The 18,045-nt window shown below is 43.8% G+C and carries 18 protein-coding genes; 6 read left to right on the plus strand and 12 right to left on the minus strand.

Going from position 1 to position 18,045, the window contains the following annotated elements:
- Positions 1–167: 167 nt before the first annotated feature.
- The 3 genes from ACQSGY_RS02960 to ACQSGY_RS02970 are packed head-to-tail and all read right to left on the minus strand — an operon-like array spanning position 168 to position 1,092.
- Entirely contained in the window at positions 168–356 is a 189-nt protein-coding gene (locus tag ACQSGY_RS02960; RefSeq protein ID WP_248062012.1) for a hypothetical protein, read from the minus strand.
- A 60-nt stretch (positions 357–416) separates the two neighbouring features.
- A complete protein-coding gene (locus ACQSGY_RS02965) occupies positions 417–743 on the minus strand; it encodes a methyltransferase type 12 (protein WP_427050603.1) in 327 nt (108 codons plus the stop codon).
- A gap of 1 nt (position 744) precedes the next feature.
- Entirely contained in the window at positions 745–1,092 is a 348-nt protein-coding gene (locus ACQSGY_RS02970) for a class I SAM-dependent methyltransferase (RefSeq protein ID WP_427050604.1), read from the minus strand.
- Positions 1,093–1,233: 141 nt separating this feature from the next.
- On the opposite strand from ACQSGY_RS02970, the gene ACQSGY_RS02975 reads away from it, so the two are divergent.
- Together ACQSGY_RS02975 and ACQSGY_RS02980 are read left to right on the plus strand one after the other, a co-directional pair.
- Positions 1,234–2,436 (plus strand): MFS transporter, encoded by a 1,203-nt coding sequence (locus ACQSGY_RS02975; RefSeq protein WP_427050606.1) that lies wholly within the window; start codon positions 1,234–1,236, stop codon positions 2,434–2,436.
- Positions 2,423–3,085, plus strand: coding sequence for a TetR/AcrR family transcriptional regulator (locus ACQSGY_RS02980; RefSeq protein ID WP_427050607.1), 663 nt, complete (start codon positions 2,423–2,425; stop codon positions 3,083–3,085). Before ACQSGY_RS02975 ends, ACQSGY_RS02980 begins: the two co-directional genes overlap by 14 nt.
- Positions 3,086–3,231: 146 nt before the next feature.
- Here the strand turns inward: ACQSGY_RS02980 and ACQSGY_RS02985 are convergent, their stop codons facing one another.
- Positions 3,232–4,113, minus strand: coding sequence for an alpha/beta fold hydrolase (locus ACQSGY_RS02985; protein WP_427050608.1), 882 nt, complete (start codon positions 4,111–4,113; stop codon positions 3,232–3,234).
- Between the two features lie 151 nt (positions 4,114–4,264).
- Here ACQSGY_RS02985 and ACQSGY_RS02990 point away from each other — a divergent pair, with 151 nt between their 5' ends.
- Positions 4,265–4,975: a MerR family transcriptional regulator gene (locus ACQSGY_RS02990; protein ID WP_427050609.1), complete on the plus strand. Its 711-nt coding sequence runs from the start codon at positions 4,265–4,267 to the stop codon at positions 4,973–4,975.
- Between the two features lie 77 nt (positions 4,976–5,052).
- Here ACQSGY_RS02990 and ACQSGY_RS02995 read toward each other — a convergent pair whose 3' ends face one another.
- Together ACQSGY_RS02995 and ACQSGY_RS03000 are read right to left on the minus strand one after the other, a co-directional pair.
- Complete coding sequence (locus ACQSGY_RS02995) at positions 5,053–6,090, minus strand: ketopantoate reductase family protein (protein WP_427050610.1); 1,038 nt, start codon at positions 6,088–6,090, stop codon at positions 5,053–5,055.
- 13 nt (positions 6,091–6,103) lie between these two features.
- Entirely contained in the window at positions 6,104–6,850 is a 747-nt protein-coding gene (locus ACQSGY_RS03000; protein WP_427050611.1) for an acetoacetate decarboxylase, read from the minus strand.
- Between the two features lie 149 nt (positions 6,851–6,999).
- Here ACQSGY_RS03000 and ACQSGY_RS03005 point away from each other — a divergent pair, with 149 nt between their 5' ends.
- Complete coding sequence (locus tag ACQSGY_RS03005; RefSeq protein WP_427050612.1) at positions 7,000–7,884, plus strand: LysR family transcriptional regulator; 885 nt, start codon at positions 7,000–7,002, stop codon at positions 7,882–7,884.
- 218 nt (positions 7,885–8,102) lie between these two features.
- A complete protein-coding gene (arr, locus tag ACQSGY_RS03010; RefSeq protein WP_111270969.1) occupies positions 8,103–8,519 on the plus strand; it encodes an NAD(+)--rifampin ADP-ribosyltransferase in 417 nt (138 codons plus the stop codon).
- Between the two features lies 1 nt (position 8,520).
- Here the strand turns inward: arr and ACQSGY_RS03015 are convergent, their stop codons facing one another.
- The 6 genes from ACQSGY_RS03015 to ACQSGY_RS03040 form a co-directional block, all read right to left on the minus strand.
- The gene (locus ACQSGY_RS03015) at positions 8,521–9,699 is read right to left on the minus strand and encodes an MFS transporter (RefSeq protein ID WP_427050849.1); all 1,179 of its coding nucleotides are present in this window, start codon (positions 9,697–9,699) and stop codon (positions 8,521–8,523) included.
- A 143-nt stretch (positions 9,700–9,842) separates the two neighbouring features.
- Entirely contained in the window at positions 9,843–10,145 is a 303-nt protein-coding gene (locus ACQSGY_RS03020) for an ArsR/SmtB family transcription factor (RefSeq protein ID WP_427050613.1), read from the minus strand.
- Between the two features lie 173 nt (positions 10,146–10,318).
- Positions 10,319–11,785 (minus strand): glycoside hydrolase family 1 protein, encoded by a 1,467-nt coding sequence (locus ACQSGY_RS03025; protein ID WP_289372873.1) that lies wholly within the window; start codon positions 11,783–11,785, stop codon positions 10,319–10,321.
- Between the two features lie 89 nt (positions 11,786–11,874).
- Positions 11,875–13,851 (minus strand): beta-glucoside-specific PTS transporter subunit IIABC, encoded by a 1,977-nt coding sequence (locus ACQSGY_RS03030; RefSeq protein ID WP_427050614.1) that lies wholly within the window; start codon positions 13,849–13,851, stop codon positions 11,875–11,877.
- 158 nt (positions 13,852–14,009) lie between these two features.
- Positions 14,010–14,858: a BglG family transcription antiterminator LicT gene (gene licT, locus ACQSGY_RS03035; RefSeq protein WP_289372877.1), complete on the minus strand. Its 849-nt coding sequence runs from the start codon at positions 14,856–14,858 to the stop codon at positions 14,010–14,012.
- A gap of 244 nt (positions 14,859–15,102) precedes the next feature.
- The gene (locus ACQSGY_RS03040) at positions 15,103–16,038 is read right to left on the minus strand and encodes an ArsR/SmtB family transcription factor (protein WP_427050615.1); all 936 of its coding nucleotides are present in this window, start codon (positions 16,036–16,038) and stop codon (positions 15,103–15,105) included.
- 239 nt (positions 16,039–16,277) lie between these two features.
- On the opposite strand from ACQSGY_RS03040, the gene ACQSGY_RS03045 reads away from it, so the two are divergent.
- Positions 16,278–17,789, plus strand: a complete 1,512-nt coding sequence (locus tag ACQSGY_RS03045; protein ID WP_427050616.1) for an alpha-N-arabinofuranosidase — start codon at positions 16,278–16,280, stop codon at positions 17,787–17,789.
- Positions 17,790–18,045 lie beyond the last annotated feature (256 nt).

The raw sequence follows: 18,045 nt of genomic DNA on the forward strand, positions 1-18,045 counted from the left end.
AAGCGGGGGCTCGTTGCGGTTTCTTGCATGAAGATGTTCTGCTGCTGACGGGAAAAACAAAAAAGACAACCGATGTATGTATCGGTTGCCTGTGACGAAAAATGATAAAACGATCAAGTTGTGCTAAAGGTGAAGGGTTCCTTTTGTAATCTCTCCCGAGACCTATTTTATTTCATCAACTTCTCTGGATTCTTCACCTTAATTGAAACAACTTCACCACAGTTCAGACAGATCGTATATACACGTTCAGAACCAAGAGACATCTTTTTATCCAAGGGTCGAAGATTAATAAAGTCAGTTGCTTCCACAAACGATGTACCTCCACAATCGTTACAAGTCTTAGATGTTGTTGTCATAACAAATATTCTCCTTTCTACTTATGTAATTTCAACCTATCATTTCAATCATTTAAATGCTTACTTACCTTTCTTACATACACCAATTACCATTGGGCTTGAAGGTTGAAACGGCGTTAGATCCCAGTTCGCATATTGCCTCTCTACGGTAAAACCTCGATTTTCCAGCAATTGCTGAAGTGTCTTTACATCTGTAAAGCGACAGGCAATTCGTGACGTCGTACGGCGATGCCCCCAATCCCGATACGTCACCCAGTGCATAATTTGTTTCGAAGCATCGTATGTCTGAGTTCCGGAAACCTTGACGGTAGCTCCATCCATATCGGTAAATGTGCCCCAGCTCTCTTCTTCCTCATCCGACAAATCTGTCCCGTCCGGATTTCGCATTTCAAATGCAAATATACCGCCGGGCTCCAGAAGGCAGAAAAATCATGGAAAAGCGCTGATCGGTTTCAAATGTACGTGCATCTGCTTCGATAAATTTAACCGGTAGACCCTTCGCTTTGACCCTCGCATACGCGAGCATGGGCTCCACAATGTCCACTCCTGTGATCGGTATGCCCCTTTCGGCTAAAAAAAGCGCCACTAGTCCGGTCCCGCAAGCCAGTTCCAGCACATGCCCCGGATGCTGCTTCGCCAGTTCAAGGAAAAATTCATATTTGTCAGTTTCGCCGCCAAATTCCAGATCATAATTCCTCGGGTCCCGATACTCCTCCTGATTGTTGTGATCAATCAATACATCTCAACCTCCTTCCATAAAAAATGTATTTACAACCGAGATTATAACACAATATAATGGTTTACATTGAGTAAAGGTTAACTACGTGTAAACCATAGCAAAAATGACTACATGACGGAGAAGGAGAAATTTAAACGTATGAGTACGATGACACCATCCACCCGCTTTCCAATGTTCATTCTGATGTTAAATCTGTTTATTGCTTTGTTAGGTCAAGGGATGCTGATTCCCATCTTACCAGAGTACCTCAAGTTGTTTCATGCAGGGGGGACCGTTGCCGGATTTTTGGTAGCGGCCTTTGGCGCAGCTCAATTTCTATTTTCGCCGATCGGAGGACAATGGGCTGACCGTTTCGGACGTAAAAAGCTGATTATGGCCGGCATGTTTCTGGTCGTTGTGTCTGATCTTATTTTTGCCGTATCCACATCTCTGCCTCTGCTCTATATCGCTCGTTTCATCGGGGGAATCAGTTTAGGTCTGATGGTTCCAGCCAATCTGGCATATGTTGCTGATATTACAACTCCTGAGACCCGTGCCAAGGGTATGGGTTATTTCGGTGCATCGATGAACCTCGGTATGGTACTTGGGCCAGGTCTGGGCGGTTTTATCGCCGAGATGGGTGTGCGTATGCCTTATTTCGTCGCTTCCGGTCTGGGTCTGGTTGCAGCACTTCTTACCCTTCTTTTGCCAGAGACTCTTCCACCTGAAAAAAGAACGATCTCAACGGAGAAGAAAAAAGGGTTTAACATGGGCAAACAAATCTGGAGTTCGTTCAAGGTTCCCTATTTCGGATACTTGTTAATTATTCTTGTTATGACCTTTGGTCTGATGAGTTATGAGACTGTATTCTCACTGTTTGCAGAGTATAAGTACGGTTTTAATGCCTCAACGATCTCTATTATCATCACCATGGGGGCGATTATCGGCATCGTAGTGCAGATCTGGCTGCTGGACTTTTTTGTGAAACGGTTAGGTGAAATCAAGCTCATTCGTCTGTCCTTAATCATGACCCCGATTGCTCTTTTGTTCATGTTAATCAAGGTGAATCTGATCTTCCTGTTATTTGCTTCAGCACTGTACTTTGCTTTCAATGCATTTCTGCGCCCAACTGTCAGCTCGCTAATTTCGCAAAACGCTGGCGATCGGCAAGGTTATGCCTCAGGCCTGAATACCACGTATTCCAGCTTAGGTACCGTCTTTGGCCCGCTTGTTGCAGGTATACTGTTTGACAAAAACGTAAACTTTCCGTATATTTTTGGTGCCTTTATGTTACTGGCGGCGTTAACACTTACCCTGAAGACACAACGTTCCAGGAAAGGAAATCGGTATGCAACTGAATGAAAATTGGCACCAGCAGTTAAAAAATCAGAATCGTGACGAGCTGATCGAAGCGGGCAAGCAACTGTTTCTAAAGCATGGACTGCTTCAAGTGAAAATCAAAGACATTTGTGCAGAAGCAAATCTTAGCCGAGTGACCTTCTATAAACATTTTCAATCCATCGATGAGCTGTTGCTCACTATTCAGATGCAATTGGTTGAAACCATGACGGATCATGTGAGGCAAGCCGCAAAGCCGAATGGTAGTGGCCGTGAACAACTAGCTATAATGCTGAACGCATGGGTTTCTTTTGCCAAAATGAATCCTGACCATATTCGTTTTATCCAGTTGTTCGACATCAATTATGAAGTTGTTCATTTTCAGCAAGAACTGAAAGATACCTATGAACGGTTTATCCAAAACGGTAAAGAGAACCACTTCCTGCTTCAAGCATTGATCTCAGGAGTTGCCGACGGCAGCATCCGCAATGCTACACCTCCGCTTAAGCTGGCACAGTTTATATTTACGGTGATGATGGGCATGCTTCAGAAAATGTTTACACAGCGATCTCATGAACTACATCAACTGGATGATCAGATGACGAAGCAGTTGGTCGACATGCTGCTGCAGTTTGCAAGCAATAATAGTACTGAAGATAGAATGAACGAATAGATTGAGCACAGCACCTCCAACAAAATATGATATGAAAACAGGTATTCAAATTCTATGCTGAAAAAGAAAAAGGGTCATTATGTGACCCTTCTTCAATTGTGGCTATACCCTTTCTTCAATTAACTCTATCAGTCTCCTGATCATATTCAGCTCTTTATCTTATTCAAACTTTTAATCAGCCAGCGCCTTATCAGTGACACCACCGTTACAGGCTGCATGGCTTTGGTGTGATCCATATCATTTCCTTTTATGATTTCTATATCCCATCCAAGGTGTTCTAATACTTGCTTATTTTTTTGAAGTATACCGATGATATCTACGGTTACACTGCCAAAGTTTTCTCCATAAACAATCGTGTCTTTCTCCCCGGCGAATGCCAATCTTGGAATACTTAATTTATGCTGGATTTCACGATCATCAAAGTCCATCAGATTTTCGTACATTGTCACAAATTGTTTAGTTTGATTCGTGTCGATCTTTACTTGTATGTTATCCCAGTCAACCTTTTCTGGATTCATAGGATCATGTTCCTTAATATCAGGAGAATTCTGTTTATCCAGAGCTTGCTCATATGTTTTACTTGTTACCACCATCATTTCTTGATATGGACCTTCTATTGGAGGAAAACCACCCATGATTAAGCTTTCTAATCGATCCGTGCGAATCGCTAATTGTAACCCGACCAAAGCTAACCAGGAATATCCGTAATAGCTAAACTTCTTAATTTTCATTTCATCCGCAATGGTTAACAAATCCTTTACTATATGTTCTGGTGTGAGATTATCCGGGTTCGGATTTTGCAGACGGTGTCCTTCATAGTCAAAATATATAATCTGAAACTTGTCCATGAGTCCCTCAATAAAATGTTTTCCTGATTCGGGGTCTACTCCCCACAATTTCAAGTTTTCAGCCTCTTGTCCATATACAGATTCTTTAGCAACGGGAAGCATGATTGTAGGAGAGTCAGAATTCCCAACTAAACCAACCTTTAATTCTGATTCATCCATAAGTTTTATGATCTTCTCCATATTGATCCCCCCTTAATTGTTTCTACTAAATATCTTATAACATTCATGCAATATTTCGGTTTCCCGTCATTTCTCCTTTATATACTGGGGTTTTATTCAAAATTATGTTATCGTAGCACTTGAAGGTTTTACTTTAATAAGGAGTCAATCCATGGAGACATATACCCCTAAACAAATTGCAAACGCCTTACAGGTTAGTACAACAACATTGAGAAGATATGAAGAACAAGACCTCATTCCAGTTGTACCGAGAACGAATAGTAATCACCGATGTTATACATCGATTCACCTCCATGCTTTTACGACCATCAGAGCCTTGTTAAAAGGATATAATATACCTGTTGTTTATGAAGTGATGAGAATGATTAAAAGTTCGAGGTGGGAAGAAGCTCTTTGGTTAGTGAATGAACAGCAATTCCAGATACAAGTGGAGAAACAGCGAGTGGAAGAAATCCTGACTATGATTCAGCATGCTGAATTTAATCAATATAAAAATGTAAAATTAAATAAATATATGCGTATTGGAGAGGCCGCCAAAATAGCGGGAGTAAATACTTCAGCGATCCGCCATTGGGAAAACGAAGGATTGGTCCATTCCGAAAGAAATAATGAAAACGGTTATAGAATATATTCGATATCTGAACTTCGGAAAATACTGATCATAAGCAGTTTGAGAAAAACCGTTTATTATATCGAAAATGTGAAGAAATTATTAAACGATATAGACACACAAAAATATGATAAAATTGAACGTTCCTTTCAATTAGCATTGGAAAAGCTGAACAATCAACTCTTTTCTCAATTAAAAGGAATTGCCGAACTGATGAACTATGTACACTTTTACCAAAAAGTGAATTCATAAAAAAAAGAAGCTCTCCACCCATGATTATTTCTCGGAAGCATGAGGTGGAGAGCTTTTTTATTGTTTATCGTTTAAGTCTAAGCCTGTGACACATTCAAAAGCTGTTCAAAAGCATGAATGTTGGTTGCAAACTCTGGTACGTTCCGTGCTTCTTCTGCGGCTTCGACGAGTTTAACCACCATATCATTATATGGTGTTGCAATCCCCGTACCCTTTGCCTTGCTCGAAACTACGCCGTTGATGTAATGAATCTCCGTTTTACGTTGTTTCTCCAGATCCTGCAGCATGCTTGCTTTAAGCAGTCTGGAAGGTTCCATTACCTGACGCAGCGTTTGAATACGTGCCGGGATTTCGTTTTCGCTCTGCAGCTCCAGTGAAGCTATATCGAATCCGTTCATGGTGACAAAAGAAACACCGTTTGCATGTCCAACCTTGATTGTTTCGTCAATAATATGAACAGCACTTCGAATACCTGTCTCATGATCCAGAATATCTCCATACGTCCCGTTCAGTGCGGCGGACAAGCCACTGAAAGCATTGTTGATCAGCAGTTTTGACCATTTGGTTCCTACCAGGTTATCCGAGATATGTGTACCGCCAACCAGACCCAGCACTTCTTTTACACGCTGAATTCGTTCGGTCGTTGCTCCGTTCAATTCTCCGATCTGGAATGCATACTGCTTGAATTGAGGATATGCCGTGGTCAGACTGGATACGCCAGGTTCCATGAATGTAGCGCCAAATTCAACGGAACCAGCGATAACTCGATGTGCCCCGACAATAGATGCCACGCTGTCTTCAGGAATCCCGTTTTGAAGGGAGCATACGATGCTATCTTCATGCAGGTATGGGAGCAGTTCATTCAGCACTGATTCATTAAACAGTTGTTTCGTTAACAATAGCACAAGATCATATTGCCCTGACTTTTGTTCAGGGGTGATTGCCTTTACTTTGGCCTGAAATTCGGTCGTCCCGGTGACTTTCGCTCCTGTCTGATTCAGCGCATTAACATGCTCCTGGTACGTATCAATTAACTCTACATCCATTCCACCATCGGCCAGATAAGCACCAACGATAGTCCCTAGTGAACCTGCACCTACAATCGCAATTCTCATATGTGTTGCCTCCTTATTTTTGTTCCAGATAGTTATATACAGGCTGTGCTGCATTCAAGGTTAAATTGGTGAGGATGTGGGAAGCGGACACAACTTCAAGCACCGGCAAATCCGCCAAAGGCGCAAGTGCATGTTCAAATAGCTGCAGCCGGGCCGGCCCTGTCCACGCTTCCTTCACCTCGATATCGGTAATTCGGGTACGAATCAGGTCACAGATGCGAAGATTACCTGTATAATCTGTGGCGATTTTGATCATAAAGTTGGGACGACAGATTTCTTTTTTCGCAAGCTCTTTGTCCAGCTCCACATGTTTGAAACCCATCGTTGCTGTCGCAACCCGCAGTGATCCGTAGTCCAGCGTGCCCACGAGTGTATCAGAATCTGTGTACAGCTTGGGAGCACCGAGCTTTTTCGGATAGGCAGTTAACTCTCGTCCGCTTGCAATGGCGGGGAAGTTATCCACGTACATCGAATGCACATAATCCCCGTCTTCTCCATTAAATTGCACGGGAATGACCTGTCCAGCTTCGGTGTATGCGCCGAGTCCGGAAACGTCCGGCATCCACATCACTTCGAATTTCACCAATGGTTCGGTGATTTGCAATGGCTCGGGAACAGCTGCGCGTAAAGCCTGCTCATCCGTCCGATAGATAATATTCAGGTACTCGCGGTTGACGAACTTATAAGGTGGCATCGGATATGCCGGGGCTGTTAAAGGTGTATTCAGATTTTTGGCAATATTGTGCACATCGATTTTCATAAAAAGACACCTGCCTTTACATCAAGTTATTGGTTGATTGTTTTATTTGATTATTTGCTATAAATAAAGTCTACATCTTTCTTTAAATTTAATATAATACATAATAAGTACTATATATATTTATTAAGATAAATAAGGAGTGCATACAAATGGAGCTTCTCCAGCTGAAATATTTTCAAACCGTCGCCTATACGGAACATATCTCCAAAGCCGCTGCACAATTAAATATCGCCCAGCCTTCGTTAAGTCTTACGATCAAGCGGCTGGAGGACGAGATGGGTACACCCCTCTTTCATCGAAAAGGCAGAAATATTGAATTGAACGCGGCGGGAAAAATTATGCTGAAGCATGTCAACCGGATTTTTGTTGAATTGGAAAATGCACGGCTGGCAATCAAGGAAAAGCATGATGAGCTTTCTTCGCTGATCCGTATTGCGATTTCGAATTCGAGGTTTCTTTCGGGGCTGATCAGCGAATATATCGAAATGTGTCCAAACGCTCAGCTCCATCAAGGGGTTGCAAGTCGAAGTGACATTGTGACACAGCTGAAAAAAGGAGATATTGATCTGGGGATCACAGGTCACCCCATTGTGGACGAGGAGATTGAAAGCGTGGTGCTGGTTGAAGAGCATATTGTGCTTGTCCTGCCTTCCACCCACCCATATAGCGGGGAACAGGAAATCTCATTACATGCGGTTGCCAATGAACCTTTTCTGGCGCTCGCCAATAATGATGAATACCGCCGATTTACCACGATGTTATGTGAGAAAGCGGGGTTTGTTCCGCATCTTGCTTTTGAGGTTGATTCACATACGTTGGTCGAGATCATCCGACTGGATCGGGGTGTTGCATTACTGCCGATCTCCGTTTGCCGTAATCTTGGACTGCATTACGTTCCCATAACTGACGATGCTGCAGTCTATCCTATCAGCTTGTCATGGGTCAAACATCGAAACTTCTCACCGTTCTTAGAGCAGTTTCGTGATTTTATTACCTCGTATTATGTGACCAATGCTTCGATGTTCAGAGTGTAGAGCGCTTGGGGCACTACTCAAACAACAACATAAAAAAAGTCGCTATAATAGCGACTTTCGTGGATATATATACGCTTTGTGATTCGACAGTACCGTTCAATATCGTTCTCTCTACTTCAATTATAACGTTTTTAAGAATGATATAACAGACTGTTTTTTCACCAGTGTCTCCACTATACTGCTAAATACAAATCCAAAAAAAGTAGAGGTGTGTCCGTATGGATGACAAACAAAATGTCTTGGATCCAGGTCCTTTTTTTCACGGTACAAAAGCAGAATTAAACATTGGCGATTTATTAGAGCCACAATTTTTATCCAATTATCAAGACAAAAAGTCGAATCACATCTACTTCACCGGAACATTAAATGCTGCCAAATGGGGTGCTGAATTAGCCAGATCGAGTGCAAAGGAAAGAATCTACATTGTCGAGCCCTTAGGCGATTTCGAAAATGACCCCAACGTAACGGATAAAAGGTTCCCTGGAAACCCGACTCGCTCCTACCGATCAAAATCACCGCTAAAAATAGTAGCCGAATTAGCTTCATGGGAAAGACACTCCGACGAAGAAATTGATCATATGGTGGCCTCTTTGAAAAAGCTAAGTGAAGAAGGCAAAAATGTAATCTATGATTAATTCAGCTTAGTTGCTGATTGACATTTACTTTTGAAACGACATTCACTTTATTCAGGATGACCAAAGCAAATATGGCAATCACAATTCCAGCAGCACCAAGCCATGTAATGGATGAGAGGGAAAAGCTCTCGACAGCAATTCCACCCATACCAGCGCCTGCTGCCATAGCAAGCTGCATCATGGACTGATTAAGACTTAACATCACTCCTGAAGCTTCCGGTTCAATGGTCGTCAGATGATATTGCTGCGTTGGACCGGAGGACCAGGCGGAAAAGGACCACAGCAAAAGTACGATCATTACGCCCACTAATGTATGGGTTACAACGGACAACAGGATCAGCATCATAATATGCAGTGTAAATCCACCGAATAATGTTCGATTAACGCCCCATCGATCCGCACTGAGGCCACCAAGTTTGGAACCAATCATGCTTGCGATACCAAATACAAGCAAAGCTCCGCTGAGATATTGTTCATTTATTTCCGACACTTTAAGCAAATAGGGAGAAAGATAGGTATAAGTGATGGAGTAACCTCCAAGCCAAAAGAAGGTAATCGCTAAACCCAATGCAACTTTAGGCTTTTTCAATAAACTTAACTGTTGTCTGAGCGGGACAGGTACGTCCCCCTGCATACGTGGAATGGCGAAAGAAAGAATAACCATAGCGATGATCCCCAAAAGTGCAATTGCGCCAAACACAGATTTCCAACCCAGCGTATCGGCTGTGATTCGTCCAAGAGGTACACCAACGATTAAAGATGCCGTGAAACCCATAACCACTGTAGCAATAGAACTTGCTTGTTTACCTGCAGGTGCAATTTTAGCGGCAATGTTCAAAGCAGTGACCACGACAACTCCTGCTCCAATCGCCATCAGGATACGAGCAACGACAAAGAGTCCATAGCCTGGCAGGACAAATGCAAGGATATTGGAAACAACAAATATGCCCATACTGATAATGATTAACTTCCTTCTGTCCATACTCGCGGTGACTGCCATTAGAATGGGTGTACAAAGAGCGTAGATCAAAGAAAAAATGGTGATTAGCTGACCTGCTGCAGCCAATGAGACATCTAAAGAAGCAGCTACCTTATCTAAAATACCTGATAAAGCATACTCGGAAGTCCCGACCAAAAAACTAACGATTGCCAAAATGTAAACTTTCGAACTTGATGACATCAATTGAACACCACTCCTTAATAAATTAATAAAATGTTATATCTAAATTTGTAGATATACATAATTACAAAATGACATATTAAGAATTGTCGATATGAAATACTAAAGAAAAACTGAATTCTTGGTAAGAACTCAGCTGCAACTTACATATCACTCATCATATAACGAGTAAATTCAGCTATCGCTTCCTCGTCTCTCTGATAATACGTAAATTTGCCTATCCGTTTTGTTGTGATCAGCCCTGCCCGCTGCAATATCGTAAGATACTGGGAAGCCGTTGACTGTGTCATGTTAAGCTTGTCGGTTATTTGACTTACACACACCCCTATTTCGTTCATATCCACTCCTTCATGGGGTTTGAAATGCTCGTAAGGTTCTTTGAGCCATTGTAAAATCTGAAACCTGGATTCATTTGAGACAGCTTTTAAAATTTCAATTGGATTCATAATCATCATTATATCGATCTTTTGCGATATGTCAATTTAAAATGGTTGTTTTATTTTTTGGTCCAGACTTCAGGAATGTGAGATCACATATAAAAAGACTGCCCGACGGGCAGCCTTCTTATATTTGCATTAAAATATTAGTGCTTAATTAATGAGTCCTGATTGCAATTGAATTAAAGAATCTCTCCGTTAGACTCAATCACTTGTTTGTACCAGTAGAATGAATCTTTACGGGTTCTATCCAAAGAACCATTACCTGCGTTGTCCTGATCTACATAGATAAAGCCATAACGTTTACCCATCTCGGAAGTAGAGCAGCTGATGATATCAATCGGTCCCCAGCTTGTGAAACCCATCAGTTCCACACCGTCAGCTACCGCTTCCTTCATCTGCTCGATATGGCTGCGCAGGTAATCGATGCGATACGGGTCATGCACCGATCCGTCTTCTTCCAACGTATCCGTAGCACCCAGTCCATTCTCTACGATGAAGAGCGGCATGCGATAGCGGTCATACAAGCGATTCAGCGCGATGCGAAGACCGATTGGATCGATCGGCCATCCCCACTCGGTAGCTTTCAGATGCGGGTTTTTGATCTGACTTACCAGCATACCGGAGTTGCTGTTGTCGTTCGGATCGTATTTTCCGATATACGTCATGTAATAACTGAATGCAATAAAGTCCACCGTATTGTCGCGGATAATCGCATCATCTTCAGGACCTTTCACCAGTTCAATGCCTTGTTCTTCGAAATATCTTTGCATGTAGGACGGGTACTCCCCACGCGCCTGTACTTCAGGGTAGAACAGGTTCATCTGATCTTCCTTCATCGTCTGCAGCACATCTTCCGGTTTGCTGGATGCAGCGTATGTCTCCAGACGGCAGATCATACAACCGATTTGAGCGTTCGGCATTTTTTCTTTACCACTTTTCACAGCCAGCGCACTCGCTACAAACTGATGGTGCGTTGCCTGGTAGGCTACCTGCTCCGGTGTACCCTTGATTTTATCTTCCAAAATGCCGCCGCCCGTATACAGGCTTGTCAGCATCATATTCATCTCATTGAAGGTAATCCAGTATTTCACTTTATCTTTGTAACGGTCAAACAGTGTGTTGGCAAATTTCAAATACAGATCAATCATCTCGCGACTTTCCCAGCCGTTGTATTTGCGGGTTAACTCAATCGGCATTTCATAGTGCGAGATCGTAACCAGCGGCTCAATGCCGTATTTCAACAGTTCGTCGAACACTTTATCATAGAAAGCAAGCCCTGCTTCGTTAGGAACGGCTTCTTCTCCTGTCGGGAAGATTCGTGGCCAAGCGATGGAAAGACGGAATACTTTGAAGCCCATCTCTGCAAACAAAGCGATATCTTCTTTGTAGCGGTGGTAGAAATCTACGCCATTACGTTTCGGGAAATACACATCGGTGTTGCCGCTCAAATATTGCTCCAGCTCCACGGAATTAACGTCAAACGTGAAATCTTTGCCATTCCGCTCCTCATGCGGCACATAAGGTGCCATATCAGAGGTGGAAAGTCCTTTGCCGTCAGCATCAAATGCGCCTTCAAGCTGGTTGGCAGCGGTAGCGCCGCCCCATAGGAAGCCTTTAGGAAATGAGTGTTTTGTTGTTTTTGTCATGATGGTTTCTCTCCTTTTTTTGTGTAAATATAACGTTTGATTTTAACTTGCTGTAAATAGAAAGCCTTCATTCGTTTTGTGGTGCACGGTTAACGAACGGTGAGCAGCAGTAATTCATTCATTGGAATCACCCCCTTCACCTGAACGGGTACTACATCAAGATAATCTGGTGTGTTGGCTACAATGATCGGGGTGATCAGATTAACGCCGGCCGCCTGAATGCTTTGCATATCAAATTCAAGCAGCAGATCGCCCTTCTTCACCTCTTGTCCGGCAGTCACCTTGGTGACAAAAAACTTGCCTTTCAGGGACACTGTGTTTAGTCCAACATGAATAAGAATGTCGATCCCACTGGAGGAAGTCAGCATGATAGCATGTTTGCTTTTCGCGATCATCGTTACGGTTCCGTCAAACGGCGCGGTTACACGTCCCTCTTTGGGATAAATCGCAATACCCTTTCCTGTCATTTCTTCTGCAAAGGTAGGATCAGGTAGTTCCTTGAGCAAGACCAGCTCGCCAGTGAGCGGGCTGTAAATTTCACCTTTCTTTTCCTCAATGGAATGAACCGTTACAGACGGAGACATGTCTTGATCAGACGATTTTGTTGATGCTGTTGATGCCAAACTTGTTGTCGCTGCTGCTGCCTGCTCTGACTTCGTTGCATCTCCTTGCTCGGATGCAGTTGGCGCTGCAGCCTGAACAGCATCGGGTTCATCCCACTTGAGCAGCAAGGTAACCGTAAAGGAAACGACAAAGCTGATGCCAATTCCGATGAGTGCATACCAGAAGTTTGCCATACCCCCATCTGGGCCGATATATAAAGGCAGTGACAACAGGCCGGGTACGGCAAAACCGAAACATTTCAGCCCAACTGCTGTAATAAAACCACCGCCAGCTGCTCCACCGATTATGGAAGCATAGAACGGTTTTTTCAGCTTCAGTGTCACACCATAGATTGCAGGTTCTGTAATGCCCAGAAAAGCAGATATACCGCTGGATAAAGCAATGGATTTCATCGATTTGTTTTTCGTTTTGAGGAATACAGCCATTACGGCACCAGCTTGACTCATATTGGCTACAAGGTTGAGTGGCAGTAACAGCACGTCATAACCGAGCTTGCTCAAATTCTGTAATGTTCCCGGGAAAAACGCATAATGCATACCCGTCATAACGATCACTGGCATAAGTCCGCCTAGCACGATCCCTGTTAATGGACCCGAGTGAGCAAACAGCCAGGATGTGCCGATCTCCAGATAAATACCGATGTAATTTCCAAGTGGTCCAATCGCGATTAACAAGATAGGAACAGTGATAATCAGTACGATCATGGAGGTAAAAATCACTTTGACAGGTCCAGGAATGAACCGATCCACCCAGCGATGCACGTAACTCAGGAGCCATACTCCGAGGATAATCGGAATGACAGACTGGGTATAATTGACGATGGACACCGGCAGCGAGAGAAAACGAATCGGCTCCAGATGATTTTCCAGATAAGCATTCAGAATGGTCGGATATAATAATGTGCCTGCAAGGGTCAAAGCGATATATTCATTCACTTTGAACTTTCGTGCAGACGATACAGCAAGCAGGAAAGGCAAGAAATAAAAGGCTGCATTGGCTACAGACGCCAAAATCTGATATTCACCGCTTGTCTCCTGAATAGCTCCCAAAGTCACGAGTAATGCCAATATGCCTTTGAGCATGCCTGTACCTACAATGGCAGGAAGGATCGGAGTGAATATGCCCGAGATCGTATCCAGTACGGCATTGATGCCTCTGGAACGCTTCGGTTCCGCTTCTGCTCTTACTACGCCGCCTTGCTTCAATTGCTCCTCCAGCTCTTCATACACCGCAGCAACCTTGTTGCCAATCACGACCTGAAACTGGTCGCTTTGGAACTGTGCCCCAAGAACACCATCCAGTGCGCGGATCTGTTCGAGTTGAACCTTGTTTTCTTCCCGCACATTAAAACGCAAGCGAGTAATGCAGTGCCAAGCCTGTGTAATATTTTCTTGTCCTCCCGTTAAACGAATAATCTCTTTGGACAACTCCCGGTGATTCATGCTGCTTCCTCCTTTTTTGGCGAAAAAAAAACCAAATGTAAACCCGGCCCGCTGCAGAAGCGGTATCGGAAACATTTGGTGGTGCCTGATCGTATCAGTAACACTCCATATTCAATTCACATGCATCATGGTATAACTTCAAACTGGTTGCATTGAGGTCAACCCGCGTCGGTACGGGATGTCACTCTCTCGATGTGAATCATGAGGTATACCATCTCATCGGGAGTAATCACGAATCCGCGCTGCTGCTCCATCGCCTCCTTTATCTTGAGTGCGCATTGGAAGCTGACAGGATATCGCTCCGACAATACATCATATAAAAACTGCTGATCCTTGAATGAGAGCACTTCCCGGTTCATTTGTCGAACGATGAAGTATCTCAGATGGGTGATGAATCTGGAGAAATCAGCCGACTCCTGATTCAGCGCCATTCCAAAATGAGCAGTCATGATACCTAAAATGTCGTTAATCATCTGGGTGATCTTGATCGTTTGGTTCATACTGCCCGAATCAAATTGCGAATTCACAAAATGAAGGGCAATGGAGCTGGCCTCACCAGAGGGCAACGAGACCAGAAAAGCGTCATTGATTCTCTTGACTGCCAATTCTCCAACGCGGTATTCCGCAGGATACAGATGCCGGATATCCCAGTGAAGCGGATTTTGCATATCCACCCCTTTTCTGAAACGATCCAGAGCAAAATGAATATGATCCGCAAGGGTTAACAGGATGGAGTCATTCAGCTTTTTTCCGATAATCTCTTTGCCTTCTTCAATAATCTGATCCGTGATATCAATGACTTGCAGAGGGATATCGCTAAGAAATTGCTCGACTCGCTGATATTTATCATTCGAGCCAACCCGGAACATTTTCTGAATCTGGCTCTGCTCGATCGGCTGTCCCTTTACTTTTTTGAAGCCAACGCCTGTCCCGATGACAATGACTTCACAGCCTTCGGCGTCTTCCGCCAGGGCGATGTTGTTGTTTAATGATTTCTTGAACCTCATGATGTTCTCACCCCCCAATATGCAAAAAGCACCACCATGGTCTAATACACAAGCCAATACACTTGTGAAATCCAGACTGTGGTGGTGCCTGATCGAATCAGTGACACTCCTTATATAGCTGTATTCTATACCAGTCATGTAATCGTTGTCAATACCATTACTCTGGAATAATGATATGCTTTTTTGGGTATCTGACTTCAGGCCTGATACCGCCTTTATTTAAATTGATAACAAATAGCATATTCTATTCATTCGAAATATTGATTTTCTGTGCATCATAATAATATCGAATCATAATATCCTGATCGTAGTTGCCAAAGCCCTTGCCAAACAGTGTAAGTCCCCCACGTCCCGCCGCGCTTTCCTCCGGCTTCAATCCAAACGTCCAATAGGTGGCTGACTGGAGCTTCAGGTCCGAGATGGAAACATCCGAGATTCGCTGGCTATCCATAAACGTACCCTCGTTATTGATACGCAGCACCTTCAATACCCCATACTGGTTAACGTCTAATCTCCACCATAAAGGGGTATGCTTCCCCTTCCGATCACCGAAATCACCTGGACTTGTCCATGTACCGAGATCATAGCCGTTCAGTGTAAAGCGAATATCAGATGGCCAGTTTTCATTGACTTTAGGTGCTTCCGAACTGAGTTCAAGTGAAATTTCAATCTCTCGCAGATGCTGATCATTATGCAGATAATTGGGAATCTTATATTCAACAAAACCTCTCGCCATCCAAAGAATTCCCGCATTAACCCGATCGGGGTCCATGAAGCAGGCGGGTGTATCGAATTGTCCAATAACCTGGGTTGTTGTTGCAATTCCGCAGGTCGGCCAGGCTTCATAGTCTGTATATTGTCCTACCGGGATGGATACTTCGTGGTAAGAACTATCCACAGGCATGGGTGGTGAAAGATTGATGGTCATGAATTCTTGCACGATAAAGCAATATTTGTAGGTGCCGCCGTTTTCCCGTTTCATTCGGCTGCCGACTATGCCTGCTTTTTGCAGCTTGCTGACATGTGTACTGACGATAGCTTTGCTGAGATAAAGCTCCCCAGCGAGAGCATTAATGTGCATCTCTCTGTTTTGAAGCAGCAGCCGCACGATATTCAGGCGAGCTTCACTTGCCAGAGCCTCGTACACCAGCAGTGATTTCGCATCGGTTCCAAGCATCATAGATTCCACTTCCTTATTTTCCTATAGTTCACCTTCAGGATGGTTGTTTTCTCTTTCAGGATTCGTTATTTAGCGAACTGTATAAAATGAACTTGCTCAATCTAATAGCATTATGATACATATTAGATAACAAATCAATGTGTTGATTTTGCTTTTAAGCGAATTCAATTTAGATGAAAACAAAATAATTAGTCGTTGTATTACAAAAACACCAATTCAAATTTATGGAGGTTTTCGTTATGCTGCAATCCAAAATGCTAATCGATAAAGATTTTCAAATCGCTGAAGTAGACCCGCGTGTCTATGGCTCATTCATAGAACATCTGGGACGTGCCGTATACGGCGGTATTTATGATCCAGGTCATCCAACAGCAGATGCACAGGGCTTCCGTCAGGATGCTATTGAAGCAATCAAAGCGCTGAATGTACCGATTGTTCGTTATCCGGGCGGTAATTTCGTATCCGGTTACAACTGGGAAGATGGTGTCGGTCCGGTAGCGGAGCGTAAACGCAGACTTGAGCTTGCTTGGTGGACGATTGAAACCAATGCGGTGGGCACAAACGAATTTGCGGATTGGGCCAAGCAGGTCGGCACCGAAGTGATGATGGCAGTTAACCTGGGGACACGCGGTATTGATGCAGCCAGAAATCTGGTTGAATACTGTAACCACCCATCCGGCACATACTGGAGTGACCTGCGTGTCTCCCACGGCTACAAAGACCCTCATAAATTCAAAACATGGTGTCTCGGTAACGAAATGGACGGCCCTTGGCAGATTGGTGCAATGACTGCTCATGAGTATGGACGTATTGCTAACGAAACGGCCAAAGCGATGAAATGGGTAGACAAGGATATCGAGCTTGTCGCTTGCGGCAGCTCCAGTTCCGGCATGAGTACCTTTGCCGATTGGGAAGCAACTGTGCTGGACCTCACTTATGATAATGTGGATTATTTGTCCCTGCACCAGTATTACAACAATAACAAGGACAACACGTATGACTTCCTGGCAACATCGCTGGATCTGGACCAATTTATTGATAGTGTTGCTTCCATCTGTGATTTTGTACAAGCCAAAAAACGCAGTAAAAAGAAATTGATGCTCTCTCTGGATGAGTGGAACGTGTGGAACTCCATCGGAACAAGCCGTATGGAAGAGCGCTGGCAGATTGCCCCGCCAGAATTCGAGGATGTATATACGCATGAAGATGCACTTGCCGTGGGCTGTTATCTGATTACGATCCTGAAGCACGCTGACCGTGTAAAAATGGCTTGTCTCGCACAGCTGATTAACACGATTGCTCCAATCATGACGGAAAACAACGGAGCGATCTGGCTCCAGACAACGTATTACCCGTTCCTGCACGCTTCCAACTTTGGACGTGGTACAGTGCTGCGCTCTATCACAAACTCACCTAAATATGATTCCAAAGAATTCACTGATGTGCCTTACCTTGAAGCAATCAGTGTACATGATGAGGAAAACGGCACCATCACGATCTTTGCAGTGAATCGCCACCTGGATGAGTCCATGGAACTAAATGTTGATCTTCGTTCCTTCGGAGAAACGACATTTGTGGAACATATCGTGCTGGAGAGCAATGACATTAAAGCAACCAACACCAAAGAAAATCCACATAACGTGCTGCCTCACAACGGTGGACACACTACAGTGGATCAAGGGAAAGTGCAAGCTGTGCTGAACAAGGCTTCCTGGAACGTCATTCGTTTGAAAACAACGAAACAGGCTTAATCGCTGTTTAGTCGTTCCTTACTAATGTAGTAAATTCAAGAATTTTCACCCCGTACTTGGATTGTGGTACGGGGTGTTTTGCTGTAGACAGACACGAATAATGTTAGGCATCGCTCTAACGATCTCAGGAAAGCTTATTTACCTCTGCCAAGTTCAATTGATGAGCTAACGATCCCGGACGACACTATTTTGAACAAACTGGCTTTTTTCTGCACCGAAAACCTGTTTCAGAGCGAAATAGCGTTCCCCGGAATCT

The sequence above is a fragment of the Paenibacillus sp. TC-CSREp1 genome (assembly GCF_050171015.1).
Taxonomy (GTDB): Bacteria; Bacillota; Bacilli; order Paenibacillales; family Paenibacillaceae; genus Paenibacillus; species Paenibacillus silvae.